The 18061-nt window shown below is 29.2% G+C and carries 22 protein-coding genes; 5 read left to right on the top strand and 17 right to left on the bottom strand.

Features of this window, described 5'->3' with window-relative positions; genetic code table 11:
- Positions 1-5 precede the first annotated feature (5 nt).
- Positions 6-1622 carry a 4Fe-4S dicluster domain-containing protein gene (locus GQ540_RS11635; protein WP_291801227.1) on the bottom strand — a complete coding sequence of 539 codons (1617 nt, stop codon included), beginning with the start codon at positions 1620-1622 and terminating at the stop codon, positions 6-8.
- Between the two features lie 153 nt (positions 1623-1775).
- On the opposite strand from GQ540_RS11635, the gene GQ540_RS11630 reads away from it, so the two are divergent.
- Positions 1776-2018 (top strand): MoaD/ThiS family protein, encoded by a 243-nt coding sequence (locus GQ540_RS11630; RefSeq protein WP_291801226.1) that lies wholly within the window; start codon positions 1776-1778, stop codon positions 2016-2018.
- A 17-nt stretch (positions 2019-2035) separates the two neighbouring features.
- Positions 2036-2782 carry a ceramidase domain-containing protein gene (locus GQ540_RS11625; protein WP_291801223.1) on the top strand — a complete coding sequence of 249 codons (747 nt, stop codon included), beginning with the start codon at positions 2036-2038 and terminating at the stop codon, positions 2780-2782.
- Positions 2783-2784: 2 nt separating this feature from the next.
- On the opposite strand, the gene GQ540_RS11620 is transcribed toward GQ540_RS11625, so the two are convergent.
- The gene (locus GQ540_RS11620) at positions 2785-3060 is read right to left on the bottom strand and encodes a DUF3817 domain-containing protein (RefSeq protein WP_291801221.1); all 276 of its coding nucleotides are present in this window, start codon (positions 3058-3060) and stop codon (positions 2785-2787) included.
- Between the two features lie 75 nt (positions 3061-3135).
- Here GQ540_RS11620 and GQ540_RS11615 point away from each other — a divergent pair, with 75 nt between their 5' ends.
- Entirely contained in the window at positions 3136-3561 is a 426-nt protein-coding gene (locus GQ540_RS11615) for a molybdenum cofactor biosynthesis protein MoaE (RefSeq protein ID WP_291801220.1), read from the top strand.
- On the opposite strand, the gene GQ540_RS11610 is transcribed toward GQ540_RS11615, so the two are convergent.
- The 15 genes from GQ540_RS11610 to rplU form a co-directional block, all read right to left on the bottom strand.
- Positions 3558-5327, bottom strand: coding sequence for a DNA mismatch repair protein MutS (locus tag GQ540_RS11610; protein ID WP_291801218.1), 1770 nt, complete (start codon positions 5325-5327; stop codon positions 3558-3560). The two genes, GQ540_RS11615 and GQ540_RS11610, sit on opposite strands and share 4 nt — an antisense overlap.
- A complete protein-coding gene (locus GQ540_RS11605; RefSeq protein WP_291801216.1) occupies positions 5328-6407 on the bottom strand; it encodes a HesA/MoeB/ThiF family protein in 1080 nt (359 codons plus the stop codon).
- Entirely contained in the window at positions 6407-7243 is an 837-nt protein-coding gene (locus GQ540_RS11600) for a DUF1835 domain-containing protein (protein WP_291801214.1), read from the bottom strand. Before GQ540_RS11600 ends, GQ540_RS11605 begins: the two co-directional genes overlap by 1 nt.
- Entirely contained in the window at positions 7236-8348 is a 1113-nt protein-coding gene (locus tag GQ540_RS11595; protein WP_291801212.1) for an NTP transferase domain-containing protein, read from the bottom strand. The genes GQ540_RS11600 and GQ540_RS11595 overlap by 8 nt, the downstream gene beginning before the upstream one ends.
- Positions 8341-8820, bottom strand: coding sequence for a cyclic pyranopterin monophosphate synthase MoaC (moaC, locus tag GQ540_RS11590; RefSeq protein WP_291801210.1), 480 nt, complete (start codon positions 8818-8820; stop codon positions 8341-8343). Before moaC ends, GQ540_RS11595 begins: the two co-directional genes overlap by 8 nt.
- A gap of 39 nt (positions 8821-8859) precedes the next feature.
- A complete protein-coding gene (locus GQ540_RS11585) occupies positions 8860-10056 on the bottom strand; it encodes a molybdopterin molybdotransferase MoeA (protein WP_291801208.1) in 1197 nt (398 codons plus the stop codon).
- Between the two features lie 19 nt (positions 10057-10075).
- Positions 10076-10732 (bottom strand): phosphoribosylanthranilate isomerase, encoded by a 657-nt coding sequence (locus GQ540_RS11580; RefSeq protein ID WP_291801206.1) that lies wholly within the window; start codon positions 10730-10732, stop codon positions 10076-10078.
- Between the two features lie 38 nt (positions 10733-10770).
- Positions 10771-11757, bottom strand: a complete 987-nt coding sequence (gene moaA, locus GQ540_RS11575; RefSeq protein WP_291801205.1) for a GTP 3',8-cyclase MoaA — start codon at positions 11755-11757, stop codon at positions 10771-10773.
- Positions 11757-12389 carry a Crp/Fnr family transcriptional regulator gene (locus GQ540_RS11570; protein ID WP_291801203.1) on the bottom strand — a complete coding sequence of 211 codons (633 nt, stop codon included), beginning with the start codon at positions 12387-12389 and terminating at the stop codon, positions 11757-11759. Before GQ540_RS11570 ends, moaA begins: the two co-directional genes overlap by 1 nt.
- A gap of 39 nt (positions 12390-12428) precedes the next feature.
- Positions 12429-12842 (bottom strand): DUF6691 family protein, encoded by a 414-nt coding sequence (locus GQ540_RS11565; protein ID WP_291801201.1) that lies wholly within the window; start codon positions 12840-12842, stop codon positions 12429-12431.
- 4 nt (positions 12843-12846) lie between these two features.
- On the bottom strand, positions 12847-13404 hold the full coding sequence (locus tag GQ540_RS11560) for a YeeE/YedE thiosulfate transporter family protein (protein ID WP_291801199.1): 558 nt from the start codon (positions 13402-13404) through the stop codon (positions 12847-12849).
- A 68-nt stretch (positions 13405-13472) separates the two neighbouring features.
- Positions 13473-14105 carry a Crp/Fnr family transcriptional regulator gene (locus GQ540_RS11555; protein ID WP_291801197.1) on the bottom strand — a complete coding sequence of 211 codons (633 nt, stop codon included), beginning with the start codon at positions 14103-14105 and terminating at the stop codon, positions 13473-13475.
- On the bottom strand, positions 14102-15337 hold the full coding sequence (locus tag GQ540_RS11550; RefSeq protein WP_291801195.1) for a glycosyltransferase N-terminal domain-containing protein: 1236 nt from the start codon (positions 15335-15337) through the stop codon (positions 14102-14104). The genes GQ540_RS11555 and GQ540_RS11550 overlap by 4 nt, the downstream gene beginning before the upstream one ends.
- A gap of 86 nt (positions 15338-15423) precedes the next feature.
- Positions 15424-15684: a 50S ribosomal protein L27 gene (rpmA, locus tag GQ540_RS11545; RefSeq protein WP_291801194.1), complete on the bottom strand. Its 261-nt coding sequence runs from the start codon at positions 15682-15684 to the stop codon at positions 15424-15426.
- Between the two features lie 27 nt (positions 15685-15711).
- On the bottom strand, positions 15712-16221 hold the full coding sequence (rplU, locus tag GQ540_RS11540) for a 50S ribosomal protein L21 (protein WP_291801192.1): 510 nt from the start codon (positions 16219-16221) through the stop codon (positions 15712-15714).
- Positions 16222-16536: 315 nt separating this feature from the next.
- On the opposite strand from rplU, the gene GQ540_RS11535 reads away from it, so the two are divergent.
- Both GQ540_RS11535 and GQ540_RS11530 read left to right on the top strand, forming a co-directional pair.
- Positions 16537-17856: a pitrilysin family protein gene (locus GQ540_RS11535; protein ID WP_291801190.1), complete on the top strand. Its 1320-nt coding sequence runs from the start codon at positions 16537-16539 to the stop codon at positions 17854-17856.
- 11 nt (positions 17857-17867) lie between these two features.
- A partial coding sequence (locus GQ540_RS11530; protein ID WP_291801188.1) for a hypothetical protein occupies positions 17868-18061 on the top strand: 194 nt, incomplete at its 3' end.

Genomic DNA, 18061 nt, shown 5'->3' with positions numbered 1-18061 from the left:
TTAAATTAAGCTAATGGAATTCTTTGTGGAGCTTCCACCCAAATCTTTTCAGTTATTAAAATTCCTACTAATACACATGCTCCTGAAACAACAGTTAATAGTCCTCCATTTCCAAAAAACAATAATGCTAATGGAATAATGTTACCTATTAATACTGTTACAAACCAAAACAAATTTTTATATCTTCCTTTGGTAATCATTTTTACGACAGTTTTTGCTGCTATTGTTGGATGCGTAATTGTTAACTCAATAATTAATGTAAATAAATTAACAATCAATGCTATAATTAGCGTGTTTTTTAAGATGCTCATCCAATCTTCATTTCCAAATATTAAGGCTGCTATGATAAAAATTGAAACACCTGCCATAACACTGTGCACTAACATATGCAATGGTAATGTTGGACTTTGCCAAAAATCACGACCTTTAGCTTGTGCAAATAAAAATGCTGTATAAACAGCTAGTAATACAGAAAAAACAGCTGTAACCCATAATAAAATGGTTTCTCCTACATTTATTTCAAAAAATGTCATTGCTCCCCAAACGGTTACTAACAATCCGAAAACTGTAATTGTGTAACCTCCTTTTACCAACCAAGAATTCCATTGTGGACGTAATAAAACGTTTAAAAAACGATCTGGTCTGTCTAAATCCATTACCAAGAATAACCCTGTTAACGCTAAGAATGTTAATGAAATTCCTGCAGACCATAATTTAGCCGTTGAAGAAACTTCATAGCCTAACATAATTGCTAAAAACGGAATTAAAAATGCGCCGGCTGCAATTGCTTTTGTAAATACATAAGCCGAAACTTCCCATCCCCAAAGAATACCTTTATCTGGTGTATCATAAACTCTACGCGCTTTACCGGTTAACACATCAATATAATTTGGATTCTCACTTTCTTTTTTCTGATATGCTGCTTCAATTTCGTTATTTATTGACATTTGCAATAAATCTACATCATCATTTGTGTGCATCATTTTCTCAGCTGCTTTTGCAAAATGCCCAACTCCACGCGCTTGTGAATTCCACAAACCTGGGCCTGATTTATCTGTTGCTTCAGGAACAAGTGAAGCGTCATCTCCATCTATATAAAATAAGTTTGGATTTGTGCCTTTTTCAGGTTTACGAACTTTCACTGCCTGGCGCGCTAGTAATTGTGAAATTTCAGTTGTTGGATTGTGCATATCACCTGCAATAATCGCGTGTTCGGGACAAACTGAAACACAAGCTGGTTCTCTACCAACATCTACTCTGTGCGCACAATAATTACATTTTGCTGCTGTGCTTGTATCAGGGTCAATATATAATGCATCATAAGGACAAGCTTGCATACAAGATTTACAACCTATACAACGGTTATTATCAAAATCTACAATACCATCTTCACGAGTATACAATGCTTCAACCGGACAAATTTCTACACAAGGTGCATCTGTACAATGGTTACAACGCATTACTGAAAAAATTCTTCTCGTATCAGGAAATTCTCCTTTCTCTACTTGCTTAACATATGTTCTGTTAACACCAACAGCAACATCGTGCTCTGATTTACAGGCTGTTGTACAAGCATGACAACCAATACATTTTCGATTATCAATTATAAAACCATACTTCATGTTTTGTTACTTATTTTGAATTAAACAAATTTAATTATTGGGCGTGCTAGTATTGTGACATGCATCACATTAAGTATTATTTAGAACTAATCTAAATTACTTTCAAATCTTTAAAAAGAAATAAATTACTTTTGCACTAATTAAAGTTTAAAAATGAATATAACTATCTTATTTTTTGGGATTACAACAGATTTAGTTGGGAAGAATTCAATACCATATTCCATCAATAAAAATACTTCAATTAAAGATCTAAAAGAAGTATTATTAGCAGATTTTTCTAGTTTAAAAAATCTACATCAATTTGCCATAGCTGTAAATGAAGAATACGCAAGCAACGATTTAATAATTAATGACGGTGATGTTGTTGCAATTATTCCACCTGTGAGTGGCGGTTAATTTTTAATTTAAAAAAAATGAAGAAACATAAAATTGGTTATTATAGTATAATAATACTTGCTCTTTTAGCAATATTGGGAATGTTTTTCCTTTCTCCTATTATACAAAATGAAGATTATCATAACTTTAGTGATACTCATACAATTTTAAATATTCCTAACTTTTGGAATGTGGTTTCAAATATCCCTTTTTTAATAGTTGGGATTTTAGGCTTGCTTAAATTAAATTCTATAACAACTCATAAAATTCAATATTTTATATTCTTTTTGGGTGTTTCACTTGTTTCTATTGGTTCAAGTTATTACCATTTAAAGCCAACTAGCAATACGTTGGTTTGGGATAGACTTCCAATGACAATAGCTTTTATGGCTTTATTTTCAATTATAATTAGCGAATTTATACATCGTGAAATTGGACAAAAAGTTTTAATTCCTGCACTTATAATTGGTGGCGTGTCAGTTTTATACTGGGTTGTATTTAAAGATTTAAGATTTTATGCACTCGTACAATTTTATCCATTGTTAGCAATTCCTATTATTTTAATTTTTTACAAATCTAAATACAATTTAACTGCAGGTTATTGGCTGTTATTATTAGCTTATGTAATTGCTAAAATATTAGAACAGTTCGATGCAGAAATTCATCATTTTTTAACAATAATAAGTGGGCACTCTTTAAAACATATTGCTGCTGCAATAGGAATTTTCATACTTCTTAAGACCTATTTAAAAAGAAAGGATATAAGTATTTCAACAAAAAAATAAATCTAATTGTTTAAATATTTTCTATCAACGTAAAATGTACCAAAAGGAATTATTGAAGCTATTAGAACCGCCCCAAATGTTTTAGCATTCCATTTCAATTCAGATTTTAAGATAAATGCCATTACTATATAAATTAGAAATAATATTCCGTGTGGCATTCCAAGTGTTTTTACAAAAATATCATTTCCGGTATAATATTTAATTGGAGTTGCAATAAATAATAACAAAATAAATGATAGACCTTCTAAGAAACTAATAACTCTAAATGTATTTTTCATTTGATTTACTTAAATAAAATATTTTGCGAAAATAGACTTTAGATTTGTTAAATTAGCCAAATATAAGTTAAAATAATGACTGAAAGAACTTCAATAAAAATTACTTCAGAAAAATTAAATTTACAAGATTGTATTGATTTTGTTGAAGATGATTCTTGTGGAGGTATTGCTACTTTTATTGGTACAGTTAGAAATGCTACCCAAAACAAAACTGTGACTTTATTAGATTTTAGTGGTTATGAGCCTATGGCGCTAAAAGAGATGCAAAAAATTGCCAATAAAGCTTTAGAAAAATTTAAAATTCATAAAATAGCAATACATCATGCAGTTGGCGAATTACAAATTGGTGACGTACCTGTAATTATTGCTGTTTCATCTGCTCATAGAAAAGCTACGTTTGAAGCTTGTGAGTTTGCAATTGACACTTTAAAAGAAACGGTTCCTATTTGGAAAAAAGAACATTTTGATGACGGTGAAGTTTGGGTAAATTCACACCCTTAAATTATTTTCATTTTTTTCAATAAAAAGGAAGCATTCATATTTTTACAAATTCCATCTTTTAATTTGTAATCGAAATACAATTCTTCATTAATAATTTCAGCATCAAAAAAATAGTTTTTAACTTCCGTTAAGTCATTTTCAATTTTACATAAACTTAAATCATGTGTAGCTATTATTCCTGTAGACTTTGAACTTACCAATTTTTGTACAAATTTCTTAGATCCAATTGCTTTATCTGTACTATTTGTCCCTTTTAAAATTTCATCTAAAATTATAAAGTATTCTTTGTTTTTAATTTCATCAACTATAAATTTTAATCGTTTTAATTCAGAGAAAAAATAAGATTCATCATCTGCTAAAGAATCTGAAGTTCTCATACTTGTAATTAACATTATAGGATTGTATTTAAATGCTGAAGCACAAACTGGTAACCCCATATTTCCCATAACAATAGCCAATGAAACAGTTCTTAAAAAAGTGCTTTTTCCTGCCATATTTGCGCCAGTTATAATAAAAAACTGTTGATTTTCAATTGAGAAATTATTATCAATCCGCTTTAGTTCTTTCAATAAAGGGTGTCCTAAATTTTTAGAAGCAATTACTTGTTTGTTTATATCAATTTTCGGGAAAGCATACCTTGGATGGTTAAACGTAAAATTTGATAATGAATTTTGAGCATCAAAAAAAGCGATTACATGAAACCAGTTTTTAACTTTATGTTTATAGCAATTTATCCATTTTTCAACATTATAAACTTGTTGCAAATCACGCAGAAAAAAAGCATTCCCAAAAACTGCAATTATCAAATTATTTCTTTGGTCAAAAGAATCTAACGTTTTAGAAAATTTGGAAAATATTAATGATGCTTTTTGTGTTTCAGTTTGGATTTCTTGTTGCTTTTCTTTTAAAATTTTTGAAGTAAATTTTGTTGTTTCAATTTCATTCAATAATTTATAATACTGTTTAAAAGTGTCTTTAGCTTTACTTGCGTCATCATAAATTTTACCTACTTTTTTTAAATACGCTCCAGAAATTCCTAATCCAACAAAAAACCACATTAATAAAACTTGTTCTGCTATAATTTGTGTAACAACTAGAGTAATTAACGCTAAAGAAATAATAGAAAATACTTTTGGCAACAGCAATATAAACTTTGAAAATACTGATTTATAATTATGTATCCAATCTACAATTTCTTTGGTTGGATACTCTGCTCTAACCAAACTAGCTATAGCTGAAAAATGCTGTCTCCACTTCGGTTTTTGACTTAATTCTTTAATCGTCTTTTGCTTATCGGTAATATTTAAAATATCATTATTTGTTAATGCCTCAACAAGTTCCTTCTTACCTTCATTTGTAACTGTTCTATTACAATATTGAAAAAAAGAGCCTTTCCCAAACAAATCAATATCATAACTAAATGCATGTGTTGAATCTATAAATTCATCGCCACTATTTAATGAGAGATAATCTCTATTTAAAACCTTTATTTCTGTCTTATTTATGTCAATTAATGCTTTGTTAAGCCTACTCTTATCTTGTAATTTGAGATGTCTGAATAATAAATAAAAAAATAAAAAAATCCCAAAAGCAACAATTGGAATCATTATTTTAATAGTTTCAAAAAAGAAATAAGCACTAATTATTATGCTTAAAAAAACAATTAATCTTAATGTGCTTGAAATTGCTAATTTCTTTTTACATACTTTTAATTCTTGCTCAAAAAACAATTTTTGAGTATTATAAAATTCTTTTGGATTTTGCATTTAATAGGTATCAATTCCTTCAAACAGACTAAAAATATTTAGACTAGGATATTTTTCTTTTAATTTTAAAGTTACATCATAACTTGTAATTCCTTTTTTACATACAATAACATAATCTTTATCAAAATTGGGAATAAATTCAGCTACGTTAAAGGTTTTATAAGGCATTTTTTGAAAATCATTAAAAGGAAGAAATGTATTTTCATTATTGTAAACACTAATAATCTCTAAGTTTTTCGAATTCAGTTTGTTTTTCAATTCTGAAGCTGTGATTAACAGCGCACTATCTTGAGTTGTACAATGCGCATCTAAATAATTAGAATTTTTAAAAATATCTTGAAAAATTAAAGATGTATTTTTCTTTAATTTCATTTTAAGTTGCGAATTTTCAAGCACATTATAAATCAATAGTTGATTTGTTAATAATTTACCTGTTTTAGTAATCAATTTAACAACTTCATTTACCTGCAACAATGCAATAATGCCAACAATAGGATTTAAAGTTCCAGCTTCTTCACAATTAGGAATATCTGTAGCAATTACAGGAAATGCATCTCGCAAATTACACGTATAATCACCTTCATAGTTTAGCACATTAAATGTGGCAACATAACCATCAAATTTGTATAATGAACCATATACTAGTGGTTTTTTGGCAATAACGCAGGCATCGTTTATTAAATACTTAATTTGTAAATTATCAGTTCCCTCAACTACAACATCACAGTTTGAAATTAAATCTAAAATAGAGTTTTTGCAAACAGCATCATTGGTAAAAGTAACTTTGGTAAAAGGAGCTCTTTTTTTAATTTCATTCGCTAAAACTTCAACTTTTGGTTGCTGAATATCTTCAACTTTAAAAAACACTTGACGATGTAAATTTGAAACAGAAACTGTATCAAAATCCACTAAATGAAGTTCTCCAACACCGCTTGTTGCCAAATAAATTGCAATTGGACTTCCCAAACCTCCACAACCAATAACCAACACTTTTGCTTTTTGAAGCAAATTTTGACCTTCTTTGCCTATTTCAGGTAAAATTGTTTGACGTTGAAAATATTCCTCTTTATTGAAGTCCATTATTGATTTATTTTAGAGTAACCGTTTTCATTTAAAAGGTATTTCTCTTCTTTTATTGTATAGTACTTTTCTAACTTATTAAGATACTGAAAATACTGCATATCTCCAAATCCGTAAACGGTTTCTTCTTGCTGCCAAATTAAAAGATTCTTGACAATTTCTATTTCAGAAAATGAATTAGAATTTATAGTTTTCAAAATTTTATTCTCAATTTGGTTGAGGCCATTTTCAGATGGAAAACGATTTAAATGTTGATTGATTGCCAATTGTAAATACTTAAATTTTGAAGATTGATTAAAATCAAATGATTTTAATTTTTCAAAGCTGCTTTCTACATAAACACTCCAACATTCTTTCGCATATTCTAAACTAGTTTTACTCAATGAAATTTTATTTTCGTATAAATTTCTATATTCTTCCGGAGAGTAATCAGCTAAAGATTGTAGTTTGTCTTTACCGTTTTCTTTTCCAACACAAACTAAATAATAATTTGTCTTTTTAACATACTTATCTAACAAATAAGTACACAATGCTAATAAATTAACTTGACAAAACAAATCAAATTCAAACCATAAAATAACTTCATTATAATTAGAAACATCTTCTAATTTAACAATTTCTTTAATGGTTTTATCGAAATATTCAAGCCTTTCAACTCCAAGCTCATTTTTAAAAAAAGCATATCTTTTAGTCCAAAATTCATCGCTCCCAACATTTGTATGCAAAGGTCCATCACATAATAATTCTCTCCAAACTATAACATCTCCTTTAATTTTAGAGTTCTCTAAAATTTTAGCTGTACTATCTCCATTCAATACGTGAAGTGTTCTAGTCATTAATTTCCTTGTGTGCGGCTTTAAATTCTTCAGGAGTATTAATATTTCTAATTAAACTATCATCAACTTCAACAATTTCTACATCAGAATTTATCAATACTTTTCTCGGACAAGAATATCCTTGTGCTAAATAGTTTAATAATAACGTATAACTTTTTGGTTCCCAAATTGTGATTAAAGGTTCAGGAAATTGTTTGTCTTTTCCTTTAATAGTTGTAGCTGCTTTTGAAGGATTTCTATGTTTTAACAACAATTGAATTACCTCATCATTCACAAAAGGTAAATCGGTTGCAATTACCAGCCAAGCTACATCTGGATTTTCTTGAAAAGCTGAACAAATGGCTCCAAAAGGCCCTAGACCTACAAACTTGTCTGTAATTTTATGTTCTATCTTAATTTCTTGTACCGACCTAACAGATAAAAATGTTTTTAAATTGTTTTTTTCTAACAACTCAATAGCTACATCACGTTGGTTTTTACCATAAAAATTTAGCATTCCTTTGTCAGTTCCCATTCTCACGCTTTTACCGCCAGCTAACACCAAACCTTGAATAGGCGCAATTTTTTCTTTAATTAGATTTTCAATATGTTTCGAAATTTTGTCAATTTCAGTAATCGAATAACAATGCAAATTTTTAACTTGAGGGTTCTTTTCAACTAAAAAGTCGAAAAACTCAACATCATCTGTCAATTTTATTACAAATTGAATATTATTTAACTGATCTAACCTTTTTAAAACTGAAGCCTTTTTGTCTTTGTCTAAAATTAATATTTGCTTCGCTCCTTGGTAATGATTTCCATTAATAAAAACAAAATCATATTGAGAAAACTGAACACGTTGATTGAATTTATTCACTTCATAATTTGCCGAGCTATTTAAAGTTCCTTTATAATGAAATGTAAACGTTTCAATAGCTAAATTTTCAACATCTTTGCTATGTGAAGCATCAAAATAAGATAACTTATAATTTCTTAATTTTTCTGAAACTTGATGTACTAAATTTGAAATAATATCACATTTTGTTCCAACAAAAGCTATTTCATTTGGAGCAAAATTATCATTATCTCTTAACTTCAATTTTGCGTGTTTTTGATGTTTACCCATTTTTAATATCGCTTTTTCCACCAGATTTCTCCACTAATTTCATTTCTTTAATTACCATTTTTTGAGATATAGATTTACACATATCATAAACGGTTAACGCAGCAATGTTTGCTCCAGTGAGTGCTTCCATTTCAACACCTGTTTTCCCCTCAATGGAAACTGTACAAAAAATTTCTATGTTTTCTTTATTTATAATTTCTATATCAATATCCACACCATTAATTAACAATGGGTGGCACATTGGAATTAACTCTGAAGTCTTTTTTACAGCTTGAATACCCGCAATAATTGCAGTTTGAAAAACGGGACCTTTTTTAGTGATTAATTCCTTATTTTCAAAATGAGAAATAATCTCTGCACCCAAAAACATGGTTGCTTTTGCTGTAGCTTTACGTTTAGTGATTTTTTTATCACCAACATTTACCATTTTTGGATGGTTTTTTTTATTTATGTGTGAGAATTTTTCTTCCATATTTAGAGATTGCTTCACTATGTTCGCAATGATGGGTTTTTATCTATATGTTATTAAAGGAAATACTTCTCCTTTGGTAAAATTACTTCTATCATCTGGTAATTCCAAAAAAGCATCAGAATCTACCAAATTTGCTAAATCTGCTGAACCTCTTCCTGTAATTGGAGTTGCGTAAATTTTTCCATCTTTTTTCTCAATTTTAACTTGTAAAAAATACGTCAAATCTGGTTTAAAAAAGTAATCTTCACTTAAAATTGCTTGGTTGTTATTTTCAAAATTTAAATCCACAGATTTACAATACCACGGGTAAAAATACTTTAAACAACTTGCAAATGTTGAAACTGGATTTCCAGGAAAAGCAAAAATTGTCTTATTATCTTTCTTTCCAAACCAAAATGGTTTTCCAGGGCGTTGCTTCACTTTATGAAATAATTTTTCAACTCCTAATTCATCTAAAACTTCAGGAATAAAATCGAATTTCCCTTTTGAAACTGCTCCGCTAAACAATAACACATCAAAATCATTTAAAAATGAGTTTATTTTAGTTAAAAGCAAGTCTTTATTATCGGTTATATGTGCAGTTTCAGCATAAATATTTAGCACTTCTAACAAGGAAACTAGTGTGTAAACATTACTTCTTCTAATTTGATGTTCTTCTGGCGTATCACAAACTCCAACCAATTCATTACCTGTAGAAATTATCATCACTTTTGGTTGCTTTGCAACTTGTACTTTAGTTTTCCCTACAGTTGCAAACACACCTATTTCAGCTGGTGAAATTACCGTGTTTTTAGGAATTAAAATATCTCCTAGCTTTCTGTCCAAACCTTTTAAGTGAACATTTTGATTGGTTTTTATGGCATCTAAATTTATAGTTGCAACTCCGTCTTTAATATCCAACAATTCATATTGAATAACTATATCTGTATTTTTCGGTAGTACAGCACCTGTCATTGCTTCAATGCAATTCGTTGGGTTTTGCATTGTTAATTGCTCACTTCCGGCTGCTTGAACACCTTCAATTTTAAATGCTCGTTGCCCATTATTAAATGCTTCGGAAGAAATTGCAATTCCATCCATACTTACACGATCAAATGGTGGAAAATCACGATCAGCAACAATATTTTCTTTTAAAGTTCTTCCTAATGACTTTAAAAATTTAACTTCTTCAGTCCCAAAATCTTCTGAAGTTTTTAAAATTATTTTTAATGCTTCTTGCGCTGTAGTTAAACTCATAACTTATTTAATTTTGGTACTAACTATTATTTACTTCTTTAAAAAATGAATTTAATTTGGCACTATCTAAATTTCCATTAGTTCTAACACCACTACATAAATCTAAGCCATAAGGATTAACTATTTTTATTGCTTTTTGAGCATTGTCAGGATTTAAACCTCCTGCTAAAAATACTGGAATATTTACACTCTCAACAATAGCTTTACTTATATCCCAATTATGTACTCTTCCAGTTCCTCCTAATTCTTTTGTTCCTAAATTTGGGTTTCCACTATCCAATAAAATAGCATCAACATATTTTGAAATTTCAATAGCTTCTTTCATTGAATTTTCATTTAAAACATGTAAAACTTGCACAATTTTTATAGTTGGCAATGCTAATTTTAATTGTAAATGTGTACCTTCAGTAAGCGCATCTACTAATTGAATTGTAGTTGTATTTACTTTGGAATGATGTTTAATAATACATTCAACACTTGTTTCACTAGTTAATAAAAAAGTATCAATATTTTCTGGAGTAAAAGTAGCAATTTCAGCAATTAACTCATCTGAAATTATTCCTGGGCCGCTTGGCATATTTCCAACCAACCCTATTGCTGAAGCGCCTGCATTTATTGCTAATTTAGCTTCCTCAACACTACTTATACAGCAAATTTTAATTTGTGTTTTTTTCATTCTCAATAATCAAATGACATTCTTAATTATCAATTAATCTATCCTCCAATTGTAGACATGCTTTCTGAAACATCATTTCCTCGAGCTGCTTCAGCAATAAAACCATTTTCAGGTTTTTTATGAACTGTTTTAATAAACAACTGTTTCAATTCATCATCACTTGCTCCATCTCTTATAAAATCTCTCACGTTAAAAACACCACCATCAAATAAACAGTTTTTAAACATTCCGGTTGCTGTTATTCTAATTCTATTACAATCGTTACAAATAGTACGTGTAAATGCTGGTATAATACCAAACGTTCCTTTATAATTTGGTATTTTAAAGTTTCTTGACGTTGAAGATTTTTTATCTTTAAGAGTTTCTACTACTGAATAATGTTCATTTACTAAACTAATTATTTTATTAAAGTTCCATTCTTCTTTCATGTCTCGTTGTCCTTTCCCATTAAAAGGCATTTCTTCAATAAAACGAACTGCAATATCTTTTACTTTTGAAAGCTCAATAAAATCAATAATTTCATCGGTATTAAAACCAGACTGAACTACTACATTTAGTTTTAATTTCAAGTTGCTTTTTTCTAACTTTTCAAGTGTTTCATAAACTCCTTCAAAAACATCTCTACGAGTAATTTTAGCAAATTTATCTTTTTGTAAACTATCAATACTTAAATTAATTGCATTGATGTTTAACTCTTCTAATTTATCTATATGGTTTGAAATTAATGCGCCATTTGTAGTTATATTTATTTCATCTAGCTTATCGTTAAAAGAAAGTGATTCTAAAAAATTCACAAAATCTTTTCGTACAAAAGGCTCACCACCTGTTAAACGCACTTTATTAACTCCTAATTCTGAAAGAACACGCGTAAGCCTATACATTTCTTTATAAGAAAGCAATTCTTTTCTATCAACAATATTTATACCTTGTGAAGGCATACAATATTGACAACGCAAGTTACAACGATCAGTTATTGCCAATCGTAAATAGGATATTTTTCTACCAAATTTATCTCTTAATTCCACTAATTGAGTGTTATTTTATTTCTTCCTAAAATTATTATTTCTTCTTTTTCCAATTTTTTTAAAATTCTTGATATAGCTTCTCTTGAAACTTTTAAATCCCTTGCTATGTCAAAATGTTTTCTATAAATTGTATTGTTATTACTAACCAAACTAGTATACTCTAAGTATTTTAACAATCTGTTTTCTAAACTTGTAAAAGCAATATCATTAATATTTTCAATTAAAAAAGATATTTGTTGTTGATTTAGTTGAAAATAAAAAGTTCTCCAAGTTTCATAATTTAAAAACCACGAAGCTACTATTTCTGAAGGAATTGCTATGTAAGTAATATTACTTAAAGTCTCTAACCTTATTTCGCTTTTTTTCTTTTCTAAAGCATATGAAATTGCCACTGCACTTGTTTGATTTTTAGATAGATAATGTAAAAAAATACCGTTTCCATTTCCGTCACGCCTCATTACTTTAACAATTCCAGAAACAATTAATGGTATAAATTGTATATCTCTTCTAATTTCTAAAATTATTTTTTCAGATTCAGCATGTTTTAAAATACCATTAGCACAAATTTCATGTAAAAGTTTATCTTCAAAAATATTTGAAAAATTAGTCGCAACAATATCATCTAGCTTCATCAACTTTTATTTTTTTCCATTTAGAAAATAATGAAATTTTTAATGAGGAATTTTATCTTTAAACAACCCATAGAAAAAAGCGCCTAACGTTGCTCCAAATATTACAACTAATATTGATACAACACCTTTACCAACCAGTACAAACATTGGTCCTGGACATGCACCTGCTAGAGCCCAACCTAACCCAAATAAAATTCCACCTAAAAGATTACGATATAATCCTCTTTTTTTAGGAGCAACATGTATTTCGTTTCCTTCAAATGTTTTTACCATTTTTTTTCTGAAGAAATACATGCTTAACATACCCAACACAACTGCTGACCCAATAATTCCATACATATGAAACGACTGAAATTTAAACATTTCGTAAATTCTATACCACGAAATTATTTCAGCTTTGCTCATTACTATTCCAAAAAGAATCCCTACTAAAAAAAATTTTATATATTTCATCTTCTTAAAATATTAGTGGTAAAATAAACCAAGTCATTACTAATCCTCCTATAAAAAATCCAATTACCGAAATTAAAGAAGGTAATTCTAAATTGCTTAAACCTACAATTGCGTGTCCAGAAGTACAACCACCAGCCCAGCGCGCACCAAAACCAACCATAATACCAGCTATTAATAGTATAAAAAAACCTTTAAGCGAAAGCATTGTATCTATACTAAAAATCTCATCGGGTAAATAAGTTGCTCCTGCATTGGCAATTCCAATATCTGCCAAATCTTGTACAGTTTGTGGATTCAATGCAACTACATCACTTGGCGACAACCAATACGCAGAAATAAAACCCCCAGTAATAGCCCCTAAAACAAAAATTAGATTCCAACTATTTTGTTTCCAATCAATTTTGAAATAGTCTATGAATTTTCCTGCTCCACCTATAGAACAAAAGGTTTCTAAATTTGATGAAACACCGAAGCGTTCACCAAAATAAAAGAGCAAAAACATGATTAATGCAATAATAGGACCTGCAACATACCAAGCCCATGGTTGAGTTATAAATTCCATAATTTAATTAGTTAGTTTATCAAAAATATCATATAAATTATGCCGTTCTGTAACGAAAGTTACATAGTTTAGAATTCTAAAATCTCAATTTTGTTTCTAAGCAGCTTAATTTTACCTTCATTTTCAAGTTGTTTTAACAACCTTGAAATTACAACTCTAGATGTATGCAAATCGTAAGCAATTTCTTGATGAGTTGTATTTAGAGCTGTATCTCTCATAATTTGAGCTTTATCTGTAAGGTATTTATACAAACGCTCATCCATTCTCATAAATGCAAGAGTATCAATAGTTTCCATCATTTCATTTAGACGAATATTATAACTATCTATTACAAAATTTCTCCACGTTTTGTATTTAACCAACCATTCATCTAATTTTTCAGTAGGTAGAAAAATTATTTCTGAATCTTTTTCTGCAATTGCTCTAATACCACATTTTCCGTTTGAAATTGCACTAGCAAAAGAACTTGCACAAGTATCACCTCTTTCTAAAAAATACAATAGTATTTCTTCTCCTTTTTTATCTTCTCTAACTATTTTAATGGCTCCATCTAACAATAAAGGTACTCCTTTCATTTTATCGCCTAAATCAACTAAAAGCTCATTTTCACGCAATTTTTTATAAGTTCCAACCTGTACAATTTCATCTAATAATTCTTTCTCAAATACAAATGAAAAGTAGTTTTCTAATTTTTCTCTCATTTTTTTAAATAATATAAAATTTTAGTAGTAGCTCCAGTTTTTCCAATTACATATTTTAAAGCGTTATTACCTGCTTTCTCTCTGAAATCTTTCAACGGAAATAATTTCTTTAAAAGTACGGATAATTTTTCAGAATCATTTATTACAAAACAGGCTTCGTTATTTACCAGATCTATTGCTTCATTAAATTTGTAATAATTTGGCCCAATTACTATTGGAATTCCAAATGTTGCAGGTTCTAGCACATTATGAACACCTGTTTTGGTATAACCTCCACCAACATAAGCGATGGTGGCGTAACTATATATTTTTGTTAAAACCCCAACCGTGTCAATAATAAAAACTTGATAATCTGCTAGTTTCTTGTTTTCCTTCTCAGAAAACAATACAACCTTTTTATGTATTGATTTTTTTAATTTTTCTATTTCTTCTGAATTTATATTATGAGGTGCAATTATAAATTTTTCACTTTCAGATGCTTCATTATTTATATAATTAATTAACAATTCTTCATCTTCTTTCCAAGTACTTCCTGCAACCAACGTGTATTTATTATCTTTAAATTCTTCAATAAAAGAAAGGGTATTATTTTGTTTGGTTATTTCATAAACTCTATCAAAACGTGTATCACCACTAACGGTTACATTTGTAAAGTTAATTTTATTAAGTATTGTTTTGGAATTCTCATCTTGTACAAAAAAATGATTAAATGCAGTTAACGATTTTCGTATCCAACCGCCATACCATTTAAAAAATGCTTGATTTTCTCTAAATATTCCTGAAACCAATATTGTTTTAATTGATCTGTTTTTTAATTCTTTTAATATGTTTGGCCAAAATTCATATTTTACAAAAACAACTAATTTAGGCTGAACTACGTCTAAGAATTTACGAGCATTTAACTTGGTATCTAATGGTAAGTAACAAACAACATCAGCTAACTTGTAATCTTTTCTAACTTCATATCCTGAGGGTGAAAAAAAAGTTAATACTATTTTATACGTTGGATTATCTTCTTTTAATTTTTCTAGTATTGGACGACCTTGTTCAAACTCACCAAGCGAAGCGCAATGAAACCATATTACGTTATCATTTTTAGAAATAACATTGGTTAATTTTTGAAAAGTTTGCTTTCTTCCTTCAACAAAAAGATTTATTTTTTTATTAAATTTAGCAATAATTTTTAAGAAAAAGCTAGTGCTTAAAACAAGTATGTTATATAAGAAATACATGAATTACAAAGTTACAAAATAAGTGTATAAAAAAAACTCCCAAACTTTAGAAGTTTGGGAGTTTTAATTTTATAAAAATCTGTTTCTTAAGCTTCAAATGGCTCAATAGAAACATAAGATCTATTATCTCTTTTCTTTTGGAATTTCACAACACCATCAACTTTCGCGTGTAATGTGTGATCTTTTCCCATATACACATTTTCACCTGGGTGATGTGTAGTTCCTCTTTGGCGGATAAGAATGTTCCCTGCAATTGCAGCTTGACCACCAAATATTTTTACTCCTAGTCGTTTCGATTCTGATTCTCTACCATTCTTCGAACTACCTACTCCTTTTTTATGTGCCATTATCTTATGGTTTTAAAATTGAAATTTTTATTTAGTTAATGCTTCAATTAATTCAGCTTTCTTTAAAGAAGTATACCCTGAAATACCTTTTTCTTTAGCCAATGCTTTTAATTCAGCAACAGTCTTAGAACCTAAATCATCTGTAGCTACAGCTTTTGGTGCTTCAACTTTAGCTTCCGATTTTTTGGCAGGTGCTTTTTTAGCAGCTACTTTTTTCTTTGCTCCACTTGCAGCAATACTTTCAATTTGGATTTCAGTTAAAAACTGGCGGTGACCATTTTTCTTTTTGTATCCTTTTCTACGTTTCTTTTTAAAAACGATTACTTTATCACCTTTAAGGTGACCTAAGATTTTGGCCGTTACTTCGGCTCCTTCTATAGCTGGGGCGCCAACGGTTACTGTACCTGCATCACTTAAAAGAAGAACATTATCAAAAGAAACTTTCGCTCCTTCTTCTTCTTGTAAGCGGTGTACATAAACCTTTTGGTCTTTTGCTACTTTAAACTGCTGCCCTGCTATCTCTACAATTGCATACATACGTATAATTTTTTCGCTTTGTTAATAATTCAAATGCCTCTTTAATTAAGGCGGGTGCAAATATATAGATTTTTTCTTATTCAACAAAACAAATTTAACCCAAAGAAACCTCTCGTTTTAAGCAGCTTAATAATTCATTTACTTAATGTTACGTTAATTTTTTATTTCTATTTCTATTTGTATAAAAAAGTTTATTAAATTTGGAATTGATTTTTGCAATGTAAAGCTTCTTTAATTTCATTTCAAAAATTGTAACATTTAGAATAAACAAGCGTCAAATACGCAATTATTAATTAACTTAACCCATTAACAACTATGAGAAAAATTTATTTCTTAAGCCTTTTAGGGTTGCTTTTAAGTGTAACTACATTTGCACAAAAAGTAGCTTTTGAAGAGTATGACTTAAGTAACGGAATGCATGTGATTTTACATCAAGACAATTCTGCACCACTAGTAACAACATCAGTAATGTACCATGTTGGAGCTAAAGATGAAAACCCTGAACGAACTGGTTTCGCACACTTTTTTGAACATTTATTGTTTGAAGGAACCGAAAATATTGAAAGAGGTGAATGGTTTAAAATTGTATCATCTAACGGTGGAACAAATAATGCAAATACAAATCAAGACAGAACCTATTATTACGAAGTTTTCCCTTCAAATAATTTAGAGTTAGGTTTATGGATGGAATCTGAAAGGTTATTACACCCAGTAATTAACCAAATTGGTGTTGACACTCAAAATGAAGTTGTAAAAGAAGAAAAAAGATTAAGAGTTGATAATTCTCCTTATGGGCAATGGAACGGTGAAGTATTTAAAAACTTATTTGATAAACACCCTTACAAATGGACAACTATTGGGTCTTTAGATCATTTAGATGCGGCTACTTTACAAGAATTTCAAGATTTTAACAAAAAATATTATGTGCCTAACAACGCTGTTTTAGTTGTTGCTGGTGATTTTGAAACAACAACTGCAAAAAAATTAATTGCAGATTATTTTGGGACTATCCCAAGAGGAGAAGAAATAACTCGTACTGTAATACAAGAAGATCCTATTACTGAAGAAATTAATATAACTTTTGAAGATCCAAATATTCAAATTCCAGCAGTTTTTACAGTGTACAGAACTCCTGCAATGACTACAAGAGACGCTAGAGTTTTAGACATGATTTCAACTATTTTAAGTGATGGGAAAAGTTCTAGATTGTATAAAAAATTAGTTGATGACAAGAAAAAAGCAATGCAGGTTATGGCTTTTAACTATTCATTAGAAGAATATGGAGCATATATTGTATTAGCACTTCCTGTGGGAGAAAATACACTAGATGATTTAGTAGATGAAATGGATGAAGAAATTGTAAAAATTCAAACGGAGTTAATTTCTGATAAAGAGCTTCAAAAATTAAGAAACAAATTTGAAAATCAATTTGTAAATTCAAACGCTAGTGTTGAAGGTATTGCAAATTCATTGGCAAGATATTATATGCTCTATGATGATGTTAACTTAATTAATACAGAAATAGAGATCTACAATTCTATTACCAAAGAAGAAATTAGAGAAATTGCTAAAAAATATCTAAACCCTAATCAACGATTGGTATTAGATTATGTACCAAAAACAGAAAAAGAATAAAACCAATGAACATGAAAACAAAATTTATATCATTTATAACACTATTTTTATTGACATTTTCAATGTCGGCTCAAATAGATCGATCTATACAACCAACACCAGGACCTTCCCCTAAAATTAATCTAGGGAAACCTGAAACTTTTGAACTAAAGAATGGCTTAAAAGTTTTAGTGGTTGAAAACCATAAATTACCACGTGTATCAGC

Source organism: Lutibacter sp. (assembly GCF_013139515.1).
Classification (GTDB): Bacteria; Bacteroidota; Bacteroidia; order Flavobacteriales; family Flavobacteriaceae; genus Lutibacter.
Note: the sequence above shows the minus strand (reverse complement) of the source record. Positions and strands in the feature narration are given on the sequence as shown.

Coding starts and splice junctions, on each gene's coding strand:
- GQ540_RS11635 (WP_291801227.1), bottom strand. CDS start 1,622: ATGAAGTATGGTTTTATAATTGATAATCGAAAATGTATTGGTTGTCAT.
- GQ540_RS11630 (WP_291801226.1), top strand. CDS start 1,776: ATGAATATAACTATCTTATTTTTTGGGATTACAACAGATTTAGTTGGG.
- GQ540_RS11625 (WP_291801223.1), top strand. CDS start 2,036: ATGAAGAAACATAAAATTGGTTATTATAGTATAATAATACTTGCTCTT.
- GQ540_RS11620 (WP_291801221.1), bottom strand. CDS start 3,060: ATGAAAAATACATTTAGAGTTATTAGTTTCTTAGAAGGTCTATCATTT.
- GQ540_RS11615 (WP_291801220.1), top strand. CDS start 3,136: ATGACTGAAAGAACTTCAATAAAAATTACTTCAGAAAAATTAAATTTA.
- GQ540_RS11610 (WP_291801218.1), bottom strand. CDS start 5,327: ATGCAAAATCCAAAAGAATTTTATAATACTCAAAAATTGTTTTTTGAG.
- GQ540_RS11605 (WP_291801216.1), bottom strand. CDS start 6,407: ATGGACTTCAATAAAGAGGAATATTTTCAACGTCAAACAATTTTACCT.
- GQ540_RS11600 (WP_291801214.1), bottom strand. CDS start 7,243: ATGACTAGAACACTTCACGTATTGAATGGAGATAGTACAGCTAAAATT.
- GQ540_RS11595 (WP_291801212.1), bottom strand. CDS start 8,348: ATGGGTAAACATCAAAAACACGCAAAATTGAAGTTAAGAGATAATGAT.
- moaC (WP_291801210.1), bottom strand. CDS start 8,820: ATGGAAGAAAAATTCTCACACATAAATAAAAAAAACCATCCAAAAATG.
- GQ540_RS11585 (WP_291801208.1), bottom strand. CDS start 10,056: ATGAGTTTAACTACAGCGCAAGAAGCATTAAAAATAATTTTAAAAACT.
- GQ540_RS11580 (WP_291801206.1), bottom strand. CDS start 10,732: ATGAAAAAAACACAAATTAAAATTTGCTGTATAAGTAGTGTTGAGGAA.
- GQ540_RS11570 (WP_291801203.1), bottom strand. CDS start 12,389: ATGAAGCTAGATGATATTGTTGCGACTAATTTTTCAAATATTTTTGAA.
- GQ540_RS11565 (WP_291801201.1), bottom strand. CDS start 12,842: ATGAAATATATAAAATTTTTTTTAGTAGGGATTCTTTTTGGAATAGTA.
- GQ540_RS11560 (WP_291801199.1), bottom strand. CDS start 13,404: ATGGAATTTATAACTCAACCATGGGCTTGGTATGTTGCAGGTCCTATT.
- GQ540_RS11555 (WP_291801197.1), bottom strand. CDS start 14,105: ATGAGAGAAAAATTAGAAAACTACTTTTCATTTGTATTTGAGAAAGAA.
- GQ540_RS11550 (WP_291801195.1), bottom strand. CDS start 15,337: ATGTATTTCTTATATAACATACTTGTTTTAAGCACTAGCTTTTTCTTA.
- rpmA (WP_291801194.1), bottom strand. CDS start 15,684: ATGGCACATAAAAAAGGAGTAGGTAGTTCGAAGAATGGTAGAGAATCA.
- rplU (WP_291801192.1), bottom strand. CDS start 16,221: ATGTATGCAATTGTAGAGATAGCAGGGCAGCAGTTTAAAGTAGCAAAA.
- GQ540_RS11535 (WP_291801190.1), top strand. CDS start 16,537: ATGAGAAAAATTTATTTCTTAAGCCTTTTAGGGTTGCTTTTAAGTGTA.